Below are 15510 nucleotides of genomic sequence, written 5' to 3' on the forward strand. Positions count from 1 at the left end.
TTGTTCCCAGGCAACACGGCCGTGTCGTCGCGCACGATGGTCGCCAGGTGGCCGGGGCGGTGAACACGGCCCGCTCCCGGCGTCCGCGGCGTCCCTAGTACACGTCGCGCAGGTAGCGCTTCTCGGCCGCCAGCTGCTTCACGTACGCGGCGGCCGCGCCCTCGTCCATCCCGCCGTGCGCGGCCACGATCTCGCGCAGCGCCGCGTCCACGTCCTTCGCCATCCGCGTCGCGTCCCCGCACACGTAGAAGTGCGCGCCGTCCTGCAGCCACGCCCACAGCTGCGCCCCGTGCTCCCGCATGCGGTCCTGCACGTACACCTTCGCCCGCTGGTCCCGCGAGAACGCCACATCCAGCCGGGTCAGCACCCCGTCCGCCCGCAGCGCCGCCAGGTCCTCCTCGTAGTAGAAGTCCGAAGCCCGCCGCTGCTCCCCGAAGAACAGCCAGTTCCCGCCCCGCGCCCCGCGCGCCCGCCGCTCCTGCAGGAACGCCACGAACGGCGCCACCCCCGTGCCCGGGCCCACCATGATCATCGGCGCCGAGTCGTCGGCCGGCGGCCGGAAGTGCGGCGAGCGCTGCAGGAACACCCGCACGGGCGCATCCGGCTCCGCGTCCGCCAGATACGCCGAGCACACCCCCTTGCGCACCCGCCCCGCCCCGTTGCCGAACCGGACCACCGACACCGTCGTCGCGACCCGGGTCGGCGCCAGCAGCGGCGACGACGAGATCGAGTACTGCCGCGGCTGCAACCGCTTCAGCACGCCCACCCACTCGTCCGCGCCCGCCTTGACCGCGTGCTCGGCGACGACATCGACGGCCTGCCTGCCCCAGGTGTACTTCGCCAGCTCCCCCTGGTTGTCCGGCCGCAACAGTGTCCGCAGTGGACTGTCGTGCCCCCGGTCGGCGACGAAGCGCAGCAGGTCCGGCGTGACCCGCGTGATGTCGAGCCGGTGCAGCAGCGCCTCCCGCAGCTCGACCGGGCCACCGACGTCCACTGTGGACAGCGCGTCGAGCCCGGTCACCGCCAGCCACTCGTCGACCAGGTCCGCGCAGTTGACCGGCCACACGCCCAGCGCGTCCCCGGCCGCGTAGCCGAAGTCCGCGTCCACGTCGAACGCGAACTGCCGCACCTCCTTCGCCGACCCGGGCCCGCTCAGCAGCCGGTTGCCGCGCAGCGTCGCGGCGACCACCTCGCCGCGGCCGGCCCGGGGCGGCGCCGGGCGCGCGGCCGGGGCCGGGGCCCGCAGCGCCAGCAGCACCGCGTCGAGCCAGCCGTGGGCCGCGGTCTCGAAGTCCGGCTCGCAGTCGACCCGCGCCGTGAGCCGCTGCCCGCCCAGCTCCGTCAGGCGCGCGTCGAGCCTCCGCCCGTGCCCGCAGAAGTCCGCGTAGCTCGAGTCGCCGAACGCCAGCACCGCGTACCGCCGCCCGTCCAGCCGCGGCGGCTCCGCCTGCAGCGAGTCCCAGAACGCCGTGCCGTTGTCGGGCGCGTCGCCGTCGCCGAACGTGCTGGTGATGACGAGCAGGTCGTTGCCGCCGCCGAGCAGGTCCCCGGCCGCGGCCGTCATCCCGCGCAGGTTCGCCCGCCACCCCTCGTCGGCCAGGCGCCGGCCCACCAGCGCGGCGAACTCCTCCGCGGTGCCGGTCTGCGACGCCCACAGGATCTCGATCGTCCGCGCGGTGCTCTCCACCGCCGCCCCGGGCCGGTAGTACTTCCCGGCGAGGAAACCGTCCGCCCAGGCCGCGGTCGCGGGCGCGAACGGCGCCCCGGGCGGCAGCCGGGGCACCACCCCGGCCGCGGGCGGACTCGCGGCCAGCGCGCTCAGGAACCCCGCGAGGTACATCCGCTCAACCTCGGACAGCGGTGCGAGGTCCACCCCGGACAGCGTCGGCGGCGAGGAGTCCGCCTCGGGCGCGACCCGGGTCAGGGCGACCGCGCAGACCTTCAGCTCCGGCTGGAACGAGATCGGGTCGACCGCGTCCGACGTGACCGCGTTCACCGACAGGTCCGCCCCGAACACGTCGTTCCAGTGAAACGGCGCGAAGCAGTCGCCGGGCCGCACCCGGTCCGACACAGCCGCCGGCAGCACCGCCCGGCCCCGCCGCGACTCCACCCGCACCGAGTCGCCGTCGGCGATCCCGAGGCGCCGCGCGTCGGCCGGGTGCAGCTCCACGAACGGGCCCGGGTTCAGCCGGTTGAGCTTCGCCACCTTTCCCGTCTTCGTGAGCGTGTGCCACTGGTGCTGCAGCCGGCCGGTGTTGAGCAGGAACGGGAAGTCGTCATCCGGCAGCTCCGCCGGGTCCAGGTGCGGCCGCGGGAAGAACACCGCCCGGCCGTTCGCGGTCGCGAAGTTCAGCCGCGGCCGGGTGCCGTCGGCGGACTCGCGGACGGGCTGGCTGACGCCGTCGTTGCGGTACCGGATGGGATTGCGGCTCTTCGCCTCGGGCGGGGCGGGCCACTGCACCGGTCCCCGCCGCAGCCGCTCGTAGTCCACGCCGCGCAGGTCGTAGCCCGTCTGCGGGTTGTGGAAGCCGCGGATCTCGGCGAACACCTCCTCGGCGCACGAGTAGTCGAACGCGTCGCCGTAGCCCATCGCGACCGCGACCCGCGCGATGAGCTCCCAGTCCGCGAGCGCCTCCCCCGGCGGGTCGGCGACCGCCGCGACCAGCGTCAGGTTCCGCTCCGAATTGATCATCACGCCGTCGGTCTCGGACCACATCGCGGCCGGCAGCACCACGTCCGCGTACGCGTTCGTCTCCGTCCGCTCGTACGCGTCCTGGGTGATCACCAGCTCGGCCGCCTCCAGCCCCGCGATCACGGTCGCCCGGTTGCCGACCGACGCGACCGGGTTCGTGCAGATGATCCAGCACGCCTTCACCTCGCCCGCGGCCATCCGCTCGAACAGCTCGACGGTCCCCTTGCCCACGTCGGTGCGCAGCGTCCCACCCGGCAGCCCCCAGGCCCGCTCGACGAAGACCCGATCGGCCTCGACCAGCACCGAGCGCTGCCCCGGCAGGCCCGGCCCCATGTACCCCATCTCCCGGCCGCCCATGGCGTTGGGCTGCCCGGTCAGCGAGAACGGCCCGCTGCCCGGCCGGCAGATCGCACCGGTCGCCAGGTGCAGGTTCACCAGCGCGTTCGTGTTCCAGGTGCCGTGCGTGCTCTGGTTGAGCCCCATCGTCCAGCAGCTCATCCACTCCCCGGCCCCGGCGATGAGCGCGGCCGCCTCGCGCAGCCGCTCCTCGGGCACCCCGGTGATCGCCGCGACCCGCTCCGGCGGATAGCCGGCCAGGAACTCCGGCATCGCCTCCCAGCCCTCGGTGTGCTCGGCGATGAACCCCTCGTCGATGTGCCCGCCCGCGACGAGCAGGTGCAGCAGCCCGTTGAGCAGCGCCAGGTCGGTGCCGGGCCGGACCTGCAGGAAGAGATCGGCCCGGTCCGCGGTCGCGGTCCGCCGGGGGTCCACGACGATGAGCTTCGCCCCGGCCTTGATCCGGTCCATCATGCGCAGGTACAGAATCGGATGGCAGTCGGCCATGTTGGACCCGGTGACGAAGAACAGATCGGCCCGGTCGAAGTCGTCGTAGGAGCCCGGCGGCCCGTCCGCGCCCAGCGACAGCTTGTAGCCGCTGCCCGCGCTGGCCATGCACAGCCGCGAGTTCGACTCGATCTGGTTGGTGCGCACGAACCCCTTGGCGAGCTTGTTCGCCAGGTACTGCGCCTCGAGCGTCATCTGCCCGGACACGTAGAACGCCACCGCGTCGGGACCGTGCTCGTCGATGATCGCCCGCAGCCGCCGCGCGGTGTGCTCGATCGCCTCGGCGACGCCCGTCTCGGCCCGCGGCTCCCCGCGCCCGCGCCGGACCCGGGCCCGCTCCAGGCGCCCGCCCCCGGCGAGCATCTCCGCGCTCGTGGCCCCCTTGGTGCACAGCCGCCCGGCGTTGGCGGGATGGTCCTTGTCGCCGAGCACCTTGAGCACGCGGCGGCGGCCATCGGGGTCCGTCGCCACGTCGAGGACCATGCCGCAGCCGACCCCGCAGTAGGAACAGACCGTGCGGGTCTGCATCACGACCCGACGGTACAAACGCTCAGTTACACGCGTGTCACACGCCTTCGGCTCCCCGGATTACACGCGCCCCACATCGAGGCTCTCGCCGATGTGATCCGCCGGGGCCGGCTGCGCGCGGTACCAGCGGATCTTCTCCCGAATCCGCTCCTGCTCGTCGCGCAGTGCGGCGATCTTCGCCTCGATGTCCCGGTCGTGCTCCTCCAGCAGCCCGGCGCGCTCGGCGAAGGTGTCGTCGCCGCCGCGGGCGAGCTCGGCGTAGCGCAGCATCCGGGCGATCGGCATGCCGGTGTCGCGCAGGCAGCGCAGGACGCCCAGCCAGCTGAGGTCGTCGTCGGTGAAGACCCGCTGGCCGCCGGCGTTGCGCTCGACGCTGTCGAGCAGGCCGATGCGCTCGTAGTACCGCAGGGTGTCGAGCGTGAACCCGGTCCGTTCGACCGCCTCGCGCGGGGTGTACGCCATCCGTCAGTTGTACCCGTCGCCGGTCCGGGTACGGAAACATGAACAGGAGGTTTACGGCAGCCGAACTTTCCGGAGGAGGTCCTCCGCCCACTGTCGCCACCTGGCCGGCGGCGCGACGATCGGATTGTGACTGAAACGACCGTGGTGCTCGTTCTGGTGATCGTGACCGCCCTCGGTTTCGACTTCACCAACGGCTTCCACGACACCGCCAATGCGATGGCCACCTCCATCGCGACCAAAGCTCTCCGGCCCAAGACGGCGGTGCTGCTGTCGGGCGTTCTGAACCTCGTTGGCGCCTTCCTCTCCGTCGAGGTCGCGCTCACCGTCACCAACGCGGTCGTGAAGATCCAGAACTCCGACGGCACGCCGAAGGCGAACCTGCTCGAAGGCGGCGGTTCCGCACTCCTGCTCATCGTGCTCGCCGGCCTCGTCGGCGGCATCGTCTGGAACCTGCTCACCTGGCTGCTGGGCCTGCCCTCCAGCTCCTCCCACGCGCTGTTCGGCGGCCTGGTCGGCGCCACCATCGCGGGCCTCGGCTGGGCCGGGGTCAACTGGAACGGCAACGGCACCAAGCTCGACGGGCTCGTCGGCAAGGTGCTGCTGCCCGCGGTCCTGTCCCCCGTCATCGCGGGCGTGATCGCCGCGGTCGGCACCTGGCTGATCTACAAGGTGACGATCGGCGTCGCCCAGCGCTTCACCGACAACGGGTTCCGCTGGGGCCAGATCGGCTCGGCCTCGCTGGTGTCGCTGGCCCACGGTACGAACGACGCCCAGAAGACGATGGGCGTGATCACGCTCGCGCTCATCGCCACCGGCGACTGGACCGACACCAAGAACATCCCGTTCTGGGTGAAGGCCGCGTGCGCCCTCGCCATCGCGCTGGGCACCTACCTCGGCGGCTGGCGGATCATCCGCACGCTCGGCAAGGGCCTCGTGGAGATCGCCCCGCCGCAGGGCATGGCCGCCGAGTCGGCCTCGGCCGCGGTCATCCTCGTCTCCAGCCACCTCGGGTTCGCCCTGTCCACGACGCACGTGGCGACGGGCTCCATCCTTGGTACCGGCATCGGCAAGCCCGGCGCGCAGGTGCGCTGGTCCGTGGCCGGCCGCATGGTGCTCGCGTGGCTGATCACGCTCCCGGCCGCCGCGATCGTCGGCGCCGTGATGTGGTGGATCGGGCACCTGATCGGCGGCCTGGCCGGTGCGGTCGTGGTGTTCCTGATCCTTGTCGGGCTCGCCGGATACATGTTCTGGCACTCCCGCAAGAAGCCGGTCGACCACAACAACGTCAACGACGAGTGGGAGCCTGCCGCTCCCGAGATGGCCGAGGCGGTCCGCTGATGACCCACAACCTGCAGTTCGCCCTCCAGGCCGCCTGGCGCGTCCTGCTCGTCGGCCTGATCCTGGGCGCCGGCCTGCCGACCCTGTTCGCGCTCGGCGTGCGCTCCCTCGCCTGGGGCGCCGGCGGCGACGCCGAGGTCCACGCGGACGGCACCGCGGGCCCCAAGGCCAACCCCGCCGGCACGGTCCTGGGCTGGGTGTGCTTCGTCGTGGTGCTGCTCGGCGTCGTGCTGGGTATCACCTTCATCGTGGCCAGCGGCTTCGGCAAGGCGCTGAGCTTCGAGCACATCTACCCGACGATCGTCGACAAGAAGTAGGGGGATCCGTGGGCGAGTCCCGCTCCAACTTCCTGGTCCGCAGCATCGAGTGGCTGCGGGCCGGCTACCCGACCGGCGTGCCGCGCCAGGACTACGTGGCGCTGCTGGGCATCCTGCGCCGCAAGCTCACCGAGGACGAGGTCCGCAAGATCGCCCGCGACCTCGCCGAGCAGTCGACGGCCGACCCGATCACGCCCGAGGACATCGAGGCCATGGTCAAGGACGAGGTGCTGCAGACCGCGACCCCCGAGGACGTGGTACGCGTCTCCGCCCACCTCGCCGCCGGCGGCTGGCCCCTGGCCGACCCGCCGACCGAGTAGGCATCGCCGCTCAGCGCGCCCGCACCGGCCTGGCCGGTGCGGGCGTTCGCGTATTCACTGGTCCACGGTGAAGATGACCGGGCGGCCCGCGGCCGCGGCGCGGCGGTAGAACTCGCGGGCGGCGACCAGGTTCTCCCAGGTGTACGCGAAGTCCTCGTCGCCGGGCGCGCCCTCGTAGTCGTCCGGGTCGAGGCGGTCGTACCGCTCGCGCAGCCACGCCTCGCCGATGCCGTCCAGCGCCGCGGCGACCGCGGGCACCTCGTCCGCGTCGACGTGGGCCACGATGTAGTCGTCGCCGTCGTGGCACTGATACCCGCCGAGCACCGCCAGCTCCAGCGGCCCGCCGTGGCGGTGGCCGAGCCAGAGCGTGCCGTCGGTGAGGCAGCGGTGCATCGCGTCCCAGGCCTTGTCGACCTCGCACGTCCACTCGGCGTCCCAGGCCTCCTCGACCCCGGCGACGACGGCCATGACCTCCTCGTCGTCGCGCGCGGCGGCGAGGGCCTCGTCCTGCGGGTCGGTCAGCGCGAAGTACACCCCTCGGGCACCCATGGTGATGATCATAGAGCCGCGCCTGTGGTGGGCATTAAGGAAGCTTTAGAAGGCTTTCCGCCCGGCCCGGCGCCACCTAGCATCGCCGCGTGTCTTTTGCCGTGTTCCGGGGCCGGCGGGGCGTCGCGGCCGTCCTGGCCGTCGTCGCCATCGTCGTGACGGCGGTCGCCGTGTACCTGAGCCGGGCCTCCGCCGAACCGGCGCCCGAGTCCGCGAGCGCCGACAGCGCCCTCGCGCCCGCGTCGGCCGCGGCCCCGGCCGATCCGTCCGACCCGTCCGGCGCGCTGTCCTCCGCGAACGCCTCGGCAGCCCCGTCGGCCACCGCGAAGACGACGGCGAAGGCGCCCGTGACCGGGTGGGTGCCGGTCGACACGGCGGCGTGGAAGGCCCAGGCCGACGCGTACAACGCGCTGAAGGCGGACCCGGTCCCGGCCGGCGTGGGCAACCTCGCGGAGTTCCGGGCCGACTGCGCCTACAGCCACTCGGCCGCCGACGACCCGATCGTCTTCCCGGGCCTGCCGGGCGCCTCGCACATGCACTCGTTCATCGGCAACGCGGCCACGAAGGCCTCCACGACCGCCGAGGACCTGCAGCGGTACACGGCCACGTCCTGCAAGCCGGTGCAGGACCACTCCGCGTACTGGGTGCCGACGCTGTACGACAACAAGACCGGCAAGCCCGTGGAGACGACGGGCTTCCGGGTGTACTACCGCTCGATGATGAACACGTCGGCCGGGCAGATGCCGATGCCGACGGGCCTGCGCATGATCGCCGGGGACGCCAAGAAGAGCGTCCCCACCCCGCGGGGCGCCCAGGGCCAGTTCTACTGCGCCTTCTACGGCCCCGGCGACCTCGACGGCATCGCGCGCAGCACGAACGGCAACTGGCCCATCTGCGGCGACGGCGCGACCTTCCACTTCATGCTGCAGTTCCCGGACTGCTGGGACGGCGAGCACCTGGACAGCCCGAACCACAAGGACCACGTGGCGTACGGCTACAACAACAAGTGCCCGGCCGACCACCCGGTGAAGATCCCGGCGATCACGTTCGACATCCAGTACGGCGTGAAGGGCCAGCCCGAGGGCTACTACCTCTCCTCGGACAAGGACGGCAAGAGCGCGTCCTCCATGCACGGCGACGCCTTCGTGGTGTGGGACACCGCGACCATGAACAGCCGCACCAGGAACTGCATCCAGCAGCGCCGCACGTGCGACGACTTCGGCTACCAGCGCTAGCCGGCTCGCTTCGCTCGCTGCCGGGGGAGACTTCGTCTCCATCGGCGCGCCGCCCGGCTGATCCGCGCTGCCCTCCGGCGCGGGCGACCTGCGGCGCTGGCCGACGCCGGGGGCGATGCGGCAGGATGCGGGCGTGTTCACCACCGATGAGACATTCCGCAGCGGCGGGGAGAAGGTGTGCGACTGCTGCGGCCAGCCGAGCCGCCGCACGTGGGCGATGGTCGAGCGCGACCGGCACCCCTACGCGCTGTTCTTCGCCGCCTGCTACGACCACGGCGACGTCCGCGAGAGCTGGATCGACGTCGTCTTCGGCACCTGGGGCGAGGGCACCGAGTACACCGACCATTTCACCTTCGGCTGCCGGTTCGGCCCGGTCACGAACAGCCCGCTGCCGGCCGCGACCGCCGTCGACGCGGCCGCCGTCGCGCCGGACGGGCCGCTGTTCGGCACCAAGCTCGGCCGCGCCGAGGCGCTCGCGCACCCGCGGATCGCCGACTTCTGGCAGGTCGTCGACTACATCGTGGAGACCGATCCCCTGGTGCACGAGCACCACTACGGCCACCGCCCCTGACGTCGGGGTGCGTCAGGTGTCGTACTCGCCGCTGTCCCAAGGCGACGCGAACGCCATGTAGTTGCCGGGTTCCAGCTCCACCCACCACGGATCGCCGCCGTCCTCGGTGAACTCGGTGTCCTCGCGCAGCAGGAGGCCGAAGGTCGTACCGAAGCGGTCCACGCTGAAGGGGGCGACCTCGATCCGGCCGTACGTCACCGGGCCCAGCGAGGCCAGGCGCGCGTCGTGCACGGACTGGGCGTGGGCGCGGTCCAGGGTGGCTCGCGGGCCCAGGGAGTCGATGTGGGCCTCCAGGAAGGTGCCCGCGGCGTCGAACAGGAACAGGGCCACGAACTCCTCGCCCGGGTCGTCGTCGCTCGCGAAGCGGAACGGGGTGGTGAGGAAGAACTGGCGGCCGTCGGCGGTGTGGCCGACGAACTCCGCGTGGTAGTCGTCGTGGTCGATCGCGACGCGGGTCGGGGGTGGAACCGGGGTCATCTCGTGATCATGTCAGGGCCGGGAGTCGGCGCGGTCAGTCAGGCCAGGGTGGCGGTGTCGATCACGAACCGGTACCGCACATCCGAGGCGAGGACCCGTTCGTAGGCGTCGTTGACCTGGTCGATGCCGATGACCTCGATCTCGGCGCCGATGCCGTGCTCGGCGCAGAAGTCGAGCATCTCCTGGGCCTGCGGCAGTCCGCCGATGATCGAGCCGGTCAGGATGCGCCGCCGCAGGCTCAGCGACCCGGCGTGCACCCGCATCGGCTCCGGCGGGCCGCCGACGCTGACCAGCACGCCGTCGACCCGCCCACTCAAGCTCGTCACGGCCCGGCCCAGCCTCCGCCCGCCGATCCAGCGAATCCTCGACTCGATGACCACCACCCCGGCCGTCGTCTTCTCCGGCCGGCTCGACGTCATCGGCACCAACACCCTCGGCCGGGCGCTCTACGAGCCGATGTACGCCGACCCGGTCCGCCCGGTCAACACCGCCCGGTTCGCGTTCCTCAACCCGGCGGCCCGCACCTTCTGGCGCGACTGGGACGCCATCGCCAACGACTCCGCCAGCCTGCTGCGTGCCGAGGCCGGCCGCAACCCCTGCGACAGCGCCCTCACCGCCCTCGTCGGTGAACTGTCCACCCGCAGCGAGGACTTCCGCGTCCGGTGGGCCCGCCACGACGTCCGCATCCACACCAGCGGCGTCAAACGCATCCACCACCCCGTCGTCGGCGACCTGGAACTGCCCTACGAGGCCATCCCGCTCGCCACCGACCCCGGCCAGACCCTGCTCATGTACACGGCCGAATCCGGCACCGCCAGCGAGGACGCCCTCCGCCTGCTGGCCAGCTGGGCAGCCTCCCTCACCACCGCGGTTGCAACCGAGCGGCAGCCCACCGAGCCGGATTCGGCCTGACCTGGCGATCAGGCCAGGGCGGCCAGGCGGGCGGCCAGGAACTCGCGCTCGGGCTCGTTCGCGGTCAGGGCCAGGGCGCGGCGGTACGACTCCGCGGCCTCCGGTCGCCGGCCCAGGCGCTCCAGCAGGTCCGCCCGCACGGCGGGCAGGTACTGGTAGCCCCCCAGCCGCACGTCGCGCTCCAGGGTCTCCAGCTCGCGCAGGGCGTGCTCGCACCCGTGGACGCGCGACAGGGGCACGGTCCGATTGAGGGCCACGACCGGGGACGGCCAGACGCGCAGCAGCTCGTCGTACAGGGTGAGCAGCTGCGGCCAGTCCGTCTCCTCGAACGTGGGGGCCTGCGCGTACAGGGCGGCGATCGCGGCCTGCAGCACATAGCGGCCCGGGCGGGCGGCCGCCGGCGGGACGCGGAACGGGATGCGGGCCTTCGCGATCTTCTGCTTCGCCCGGGTCAGGCGCGCGGCCATCGTCGGCTCCGGCACCAGGAAGGCGCGGGCGATGTCGGCGGTCGAGACGCCGCAGACCAGGCGCAGGGTCAGCGCCGGCTGCACGTCCGGGCCGAGCGCCGGGTGGCAGCACATGAACAGCAGGCCGAGCCGCTCGTCCAAGACTGGCATCGGCTCGGGCAGCGGCTCGGATTCGGGGACCGTCAGCAGCGCGAGCTTGGTGCGGTGCACCCGCTCCCGGCGGACCACGTCGATGGCCCGGCGCCGGGCGGCGGTGGTCAGCCAGCCGACCGGGTTCGCGGGAATGCCGTCGACCGGCCAGGCGACCAGGGCGGCCGCGTACGCCTCCTGCACGCACTCCTCGGCCACGTCCACATCCCGCACGACGCGCACCGTGGCGGCGAGCACCAGGGCCCAGCCGTCACGGTGCGCGCCGGCGACCGCCTCGGCGACGGTCACGCGACGAAGCCGCCCGCGACCGGGCGCACCTCGACGCCGCCGCCCATGCCGATCACCGGGTTGCCGCCGGCGATGCGCAGGGCCGCGTCGAGGTCGGGGGCCTCCAGGATGTAGAAGCCGGCCACGACCTCCTTCGCGTCCACGAACGGGCCGTCGGTCACCCCGCCGGCGCGCAGCGAGGTCGCCGTCGCGCTCGGCTCCAGCGCGAACGCCGCCCTCAGCGCGCCGGACGCCTCCAGCTCCTGCGCGTGCCGGTCGTGCGCCTCCAGCTCGCCCGCGTCCGTCGCCGAGTCCGCCGCGTAGATGAGCACCGCGTACTGCGCCATGATCGTCCCCTTTCCGATGAGCCTTCTCACCCACTTGTCGAACGGCCCGCCGGAAATCGACAACCTCAGCCCAACGATTGCAGAGCCCGCCGCAGAGCCGTCGCACGGGTCGCCTCCGTGCGCGCCTTGAGCAGCGGGAGAAAGCGCGCGTATCGGGCGGTCCGCGACAGTTCCGCATAGGCGACAGCGGCCTGCGGCGAAGTGGCGAGGGTCGGTGGGGTTCTCGGTGTCGGCGAGCCAGGCGTCGAAGCCGGCCGCGTCCAGCACGAGGCTCACAGCATCTCCAGGTAGTGCGGGTTGTGCATGATGCCGAGCAGGTTGCCGAAGGGGTCGAGGACCGTGGCGGTCACGAAGCCGTGGCCGCGGTCCTGGGGCCGCTCGTGCACGGTGGCGCCGAGGTCGAGCAGCCGGGCGAGCTCGGCCTCGACGTCGTCGACGTGCCAGTACAACACGGAACCCACGGGGCCGGTCGGCGTGCCCGGGGCGCGGAAGCGGGCGTCGATCAGGCCGAGCTCGGCCTGGCGGTCGCCGATGCGCCACTCGGCGTAGCCCTCGCGCAGGAAGTACGGCTCGGCGCCGGTGACCCGCGTGTACCAGTCGCGGGCGGCGGTCCAGTCGGCGGCGAAGTAGTTGACGGTGGCCATGCCTCTCAAGGTCATGCCCCTACCCTCCCGGCAATTGCGGAAGGATAGCTTCCTAGACTCGACGAATGTTGGTCCGCGTGCTCCGGCTCCTGTCGCTGCTGCAGCAGCGCCGGGAGTGGGCGGGCGCCGAGCTGGCCGCGCGGCTCGAGGTCAGCACGCGCACGGTGCGCAGCGACGTGGAGCGGCTGCGGGAGCTCGGCTACCAGGTCGACGCGACGACCGGGCCCGGCGGCGGCTACCGCCTCGCCTCCGGCACCGCGCTGCCGCCGCTCGTGCTCGACGACGACGAGGCCGTCGCGGTGGCCGTCGGGCTGCGCGCGGCCGCGGCCGGCAGCGTGGCCGGGATCGAGGACGCCTCGCTGCGGGCGCTGACCAAGCTGGAACGGACGCTGCCGAAGCGGCTGCGGCCCCGGGTCGACGCGCTGCGCAGCGCGACCGTCTCCGCGGCCGGCGGCGGCCCCGCCGTCGACCTCGACACGCTCACCCGGATCGCGGCGGCCGCGCACGGGCACGAGCGGCTGCGGTTCTCCTACGCGGCCCACACCGGCGAGGCCAGCGTGCGCGACGTGGAGCCGCACACCCTCGTCTACACCGGGCGCCGGTGGTACCTGCTCGCCTGGGACGGCGACCGCCGCGACTGGCGCACGTTCCGCGCCGATCGCATCACCCCGCTGCCGCCCGACGGCCCGGTGCGGCGCTTCCTGCCCCGGGAGCCGCCCGGCGGGGACGCGGCCGCGCACGTGCTGCGGGGCGTGACCGCCGCGCCGTTCCGCTACCGGGTGCGGATCCGCTTCGCCGCGCCGGCCGTGGTGATCGCCGAGCGCAGCACGCCGACGTCGGGCCGGATCACGCCGCTCGGCGACGACGCCTGCGAGCTGGCCACGGGCACCGACTCGCTGTACGACCTCATGACGTACATCGGCAAGTTCGAGGTCCCGTTCACCGTCCTGGACCCGCCCGAGCTGCGGGACTTCCTGCGCGCCCTGGCGGGGCGGTATCTGGACGCCGCCGGTTCGTAGACTGCGGACCATGCGGGGACGATTCGACAACCTTCACCGGATCAACGCGCTCGACCCGGTCGCGGACCACCTGGAGATCCACCGGCTGACGCTGACCGAGGAGTTCCCCTGGGACATGCGCATGGCCTTCAACCTGGCGTTCAACCGCTCCTTCGCGCTCCCGCGCATCGCCCGGCGGCTGGTGGCGACCGGCGCGATCCTGCGCGCGCCCCGCAAGCGGGCCGACGACACCGGCATCATCATGTACGAGATCCTGCTGCACGGGCCGGACTCGCCGCGCGGGAAGCTCGCGCTGCGGCGGCTGAACGAGGCCCATCGCGGGTTCGCCCTCGACAACGGCGACGGCGTCTACGTCATCGCGTGCCTGGTCGTCGTCCCGATGCGGTGGCTGCGGCGGTACGGCTGGCGCGCGCCCGCCCGCAACGAGCTCGAGGCCGCGGCGGTCTGCTACGCCCGGATCGGCCGCCTCATGGGCCTGCGCGACCTGCCCGCCGACTTCGCGGCCTTCGAGGCGTACCTCGAGCGCTACGAGCGCGAGCACCTGCGCCCCACGCCGGAGGCCGAGCGGATCGAGCGCACGACCCGCGACCTGCTCCGCGTGCGCATCCCGGCCCGGCTGCGGGGCGCCGCCGACGCGCTCATCGCCGCCCTCTACGACGCGCCGCTGCGGGCCGCCTGCAACGTGCCGGAGCCGCCGCGGTGGGCGCGCGCGGGCCTGCACCTGGCCCTGCGCGCCCGGGCGGTGCGGCTGCGCCTCGGCCGGCCCCGCGCGGTGCCGCTGTTCGCGGACGGCATCGTCACCAGGACCTACCCCGGCGGCTACGACCTGGCGAAGGTCGGCTCCTCGGTACCATCCGAGGCATGCGGGAGCTGACCTCGGACCGGCTGCGGCTGCGGGAGTGGCGCGACGAGGACGCGCCCTTCGTGCTCGACATGGGCTCACGGTGGGCTACAACATGACGTGCGAGCTGTTCTCCACTACCCCACCGCAGTAGGGGAGTCGGGGTCCAGGGCGGCCTCGACGGCGACCGCCTCCAGGCCCCGCAGCAGCGCCTCGGCGTCGTCCGGCGCGATGACGTGGGTGTCGCAGAAGACGATCGCCTGCGTCGCGCCCGGCAGCTCGTCGAGGTGCACGATCAGCGGCTCGAACGGCACGTCCTGCCGCGTGGTCCAGGTGAACACCCCGCCGCCCCGGGCCCGGGCGATGTCGTCGACGCTGGGCACGGGTGCACCCGCGATCGCGGCGTCGTCGCGGCGGTCGTTGAAGTAGCAGGGCAGCTGCAGCCCCGGCCGGTCGGCGACAACGGTTTCCACCAGCGCGTCTAGGCCGGCCGGGTCGTAGTACGCGTGCTTGTAGGTGCTCATCGCCGAGCGGCGGGCCCGCTCGAAGGCCTCGGCGAAGGTGAGGCCGGCGATGTCGAGGCGGCAGAGGCCGTACTGCGCGAGCATGCACACCACCCGGTCCAGCCCCGGCCGGAAGCGGTTGTTCACCATCGGCCGCACCACGACCGGGTTCAGCCCCGTGACCCGAGCGAGCGCGATGGCGAACACGGCGAGGAGCACCGGGGCGGCCGCGACGCCGGTCTGGGCCGTGACCGAGCGCAGCGCCATGCTCAGCGCGGGCGACTGGAACTCCCCGCGCCAGTGCCGCGGCGACTGCGGGGCGCGCGAGGCGGGGTAGCGGCGCAGCGGCATCTCGCGCAGGATCGTCTCCCAGTGCCGCAGCGCCATCGCGTGCTGCCGCTGCCCGGGCGCGGAGGCCTGCCAGCGGGCCTGCTCGAGCGGCTGCAGGTCGGGAACCGGCAGCTCGGGGCGCTTGTCGAGCTCCTCGAGCAGCACCCCGGCCCCGAACCCGTCGGTCACGAGGTGGCACATGACCACGATGAGGTGGGTGTACTCGTCGCCGCGCCGGACCGCCGCCATGCGGATCGGCCAGTCGCGCTCGAAGTCGAACGGGTCGTTCTGCAGCTTGAGCCGAATCTGCTCCGGGTCCGCGTCCTCGTAGACCTCGAGCGCGACCTGGCCCTCGTTCGCCACCACCTGCCGGGCCGCCCCGTCGGGCCCGAACCGCAGCCGGGTGCGGGCGGTGGGGAAACGGCTCATGAGGTACCGCAGCCGCTCCTGGATCTCGTCGAGCGTCGTGCCCTCGGGCAAGGGTCCCCAGGCCCCGTTGGGAATCCAGGACTCCTGCCGCACCATGGCACGGTAGATGTCCTGCTGCCCCCAGGACAGCTCGCCCTCACCGGCCCCGTCACCGTCGAAGGCCACCATGTGCCGCTCGGTCATCCGCCCCACCCCTCGATCGGAGAGACTGGATGCTAACCACACCACAGATCATGACCACATCGGTACAGCGACCGATTTGCTGCTCA

Annotated in this window: 17 protein-coding genes and 1 pseudogene; 8 read left to right on the forward strand and 10 right to left on the reverse strand. The window is 72.8% G+C overall.

Going from position 1 to position 15510, the window contains the following annotated elements; all coding sequences use genetic code 11:
• Nucleotides 1–94 precede the first annotated feature (94 nt).
• Together ABT369_RS46640 and ABT369_RS46645 are read right to left on the reverse strand one after the other, a co-directional pair.
• Entirely contained in the window at nt 95–4063 is a 3969-nt protein-coding gene (locus ABT369_RS46640; RefSeq protein ID WP_350623173.1) for a bifunctional nitrate reductase/sulfite reductase flavoprotein subunit alpha, read from the reverse strand.
• 60 nt (nt 4064–4123) lie between these two features.
• On the reverse strand, nt 4124–4525 hold the full coding sequence (locus tag ABT369_RS46645; protein ID WP_350623103.1) for a MerR family transcriptional regulator: 402 nt from the start codon (nt 4523–4525) through the stop codon (nt 4124–4126).
• Between the two features lie 126 nt (nt 4526–4651).
• On the opposite strand from ABT369_RS46645, the gene ABT369_RS46650 reads away from it, so the two are divergent.
• The 3 genes from ABT369_RS46650 to ABT369_RS46660 are packed head-to-tail and all read left to right on the forward strand — an operon-like array spanning nt 4652 to nt 6500.
• A complete protein-coding gene (locus tag ABT369_RS46650; RefSeq protein WP_350623105.1) occupies nt 4652–5863 on the forward strand; it encodes an inorganic phosphate transporter in 1212 nt (403 codons plus the stop codon).
• Nucleotides 5863–6180, forward strand: coding sequence for a hypothetical protein (locus tag ABT369_RS46655; protein WP_350623107.1), 318 nt, complete (start codon nt 5863–5865; stop codon nt 6178–6180). Before ABT369_RS46650 ends, ABT369_RS46655 begins: the two co-directional genes overlap by 1 nt.
• Before the next feature lie 8 nt (nt 6181–6188).
• Nucleotides 6189–6500 carry a DUF3349 domain-containing protein gene (locus ABT369_RS46660; protein WP_350623109.1) on the forward strand — a complete coding sequence of 104 codons (312 nt, stop codon included), beginning with the start codon at nt 6189–6191 and terminating at the stop codon, nt 6498–6500.
• Between the two features lie 54 nt (nt 6501–6554).
• Here the strand turns inward: ABT369_RS46660 and ABT369_RS46665 are convergent, their stop codons facing one another.
• Nucleotides 6555–7049, reverse strand: a complete 495-nt coding sequence (locus tag ABT369_RS46665; protein WP_350623111.1) for a YfbM family protein — start codon at nt 7047–7049, stop codon at nt 6555–6557.
• An 89-nt stretch (nt 7050–7138) separates the two neighbouring features.
• Here ABT369_RS46665 and ABT369_RS46670 point away from each other — a divergent pair, with 89 nt between their 5' ends.
• Nucleotides 7139–8284 (forward strand): DUF1996 domain-containing protein, encoded by a 1146-nt coding sequence (locus ABT369_RS46670; RefSeq protein WP_350623113.1) that lies wholly within the window; start codon nt 7139–7141, stop codon nt 8282–8284.
• Between the two features lie 133 nt (nt 8285–8417).
• Nucleotides 8418–8855, forward strand: a complete 438-nt coding sequence (locus ABT369_RS46675; RefSeq protein WP_350623115.1) for a hypothetical protein — start codon at nt 8418–8420, stop codon at nt 8853–8855.
• 12 nt (nt 8856–8867) lie between these two features.
• Here ABT369_RS46675 and ABT369_RS46680 read toward each other — a convergent pair whose 3' ends face one another.
• Nucleotides 8868–9332 carry a hypothetical protein gene (locus ABT369_RS46680; RefSeq protein WP_350623117.1) on the reverse strand — a complete coding sequence of 155 codons (465 nt, stop codon included), beginning with the start codon at nt 9330–9332 and terminating at the stop codon, nt 8868–8870.
• Nucleotides 9333–9370: 38 nt separating this feature from the next.
• A complete protein-coding gene (locus ABT369_RS46685; protein WP_502891915.1) occupies nt 9371–9658 on the reverse strand; it encodes a hypothetical protein in 288 nt (95 codons plus the stop codon).
• On the opposite strand from ABT369_RS46685, the gene ABT369_RS46690 reads away from it, so the two are divergent.
• Nucleotides 9555–10244 carry an MmyB family transcriptional regulator gene (locus tag ABT369_RS46690; protein ID WP_350623119.1) on the forward strand — a complete coding sequence of 230 codons (690 nt, stop codon included), beginning with the start codon at nt 9555–9557 and terminating at the stop codon, nt 10242–10244. The genes ABT369_RS46685 and ABT369_RS46690 overlap by 104 nt on opposite strands.
• 8 nt (nt 10245–10252) lie before the next feature.
• Here the strand turns inward: ABT369_RS46690 and ABT369_RS46695 are convergent, their stop codons facing one another.
• The 4 genes and pseudogenes from ABT369_RS46695 to ABT369_RS46710 all read right to left on the reverse strand — a co-directional run bounded on the left by ABT369_RS46695 (nt 10253) and on the right by ABT369_RS46710 (nt 12134).
• Nucleotides 10253–11149 carry an RNA polymerase sigma factor gene (locus ABT369_RS46695; protein ID WP_350623121.1) on the reverse strand — a complete coding sequence of 299 codons (897 nt, stop codon included), beginning with the start codon at nt 11147–11149 and terminating at the stop codon, nt 10253–10255.
• Complete coding sequence (locus ABT369_RS46700) at nt 11146–11475, reverse strand: YciI family protein (protein ID WP_350623123.1); 330 nt, start codon at nt 11473–11475, stop codon at nt 11146–11148. Before ABT369_RS46700 ends, ABT369_RS46695 begins: the two co-directional genes overlap by 4 nt.
• Nucleotides 11476–11540: 65 nt before the next feature.
• Nucleotides 11541–11672 (reverse strand): annotated as a pseudogene (locus ABT369_RS46705) (YdeI/OmpD-associated family protein); the annotation flags it as partial.
• 75 nt (nt 11673–11747) lie between these two features.
• Complete coding sequence (locus ABT369_RS46710; protein WP_350623125.1) at nt 11748–12134, reverse strand: VOC family protein; 387 nt, start codon at nt 12132–12134, stop codon at nt 11748–11750.
• A gap of 50 nt (nt 12135–12184) precedes the next feature.
• On the opposite strand from ABT369_RS46710, the gene ABT369_RS46715 reads away from it, so the two are divergent.
• Together ABT369_RS46715 and ABT369_RS46720 are read left to right on the forward strand one after the other, a co-directional pair.
• Complete coding sequence (locus tag ABT369_RS46715; RefSeq protein WP_350623127.1) at nt 12185–13138, forward strand: helix-turn-helix transcriptional regulator; 954 nt, start codon at nt 12185–12187, stop codon at nt 13136–13138.
• A 10-nt stretch (nt 13139–13148) separates the two neighbouring features.
• On the forward strand, nt 13149–14012 hold the full coding sequence (locus tag ABT369_RS46720) for an oxygenase MpaB family protein (protein ID WP_350623129.1): 864 nt from the start codon (nt 13149–13151) through the stop codon (nt 14010–14012).
• Between the two features lie 104 nt (nt 14013–14116).
• On the opposite strand, the gene ABT369_RS46725 is transcribed toward ABT369_RS46720, so the two are convergent.
• Nucleotides 14117–15424: a condensation domain-containing protein gene (locus ABT369_RS46725; protein ID WP_350623131.1), complete on the reverse strand. Its 1308-nt coding sequence runs from the start codon at nt 15422–15424 to the stop codon at nt 14117–14119.
• Between the last annotated feature and the right edge of the window lie 86 nt (nt 15425–15510).

This window comes from Dactylosporangium sp. NPDC000244 (assembly GCF_040300725.1).
Classification (GTDB): domain Bacteria; phylum Actinomycetota; class Actinomycetes; order Mycobacteriales; family Micromonosporaceae; genus Dactylosporangium.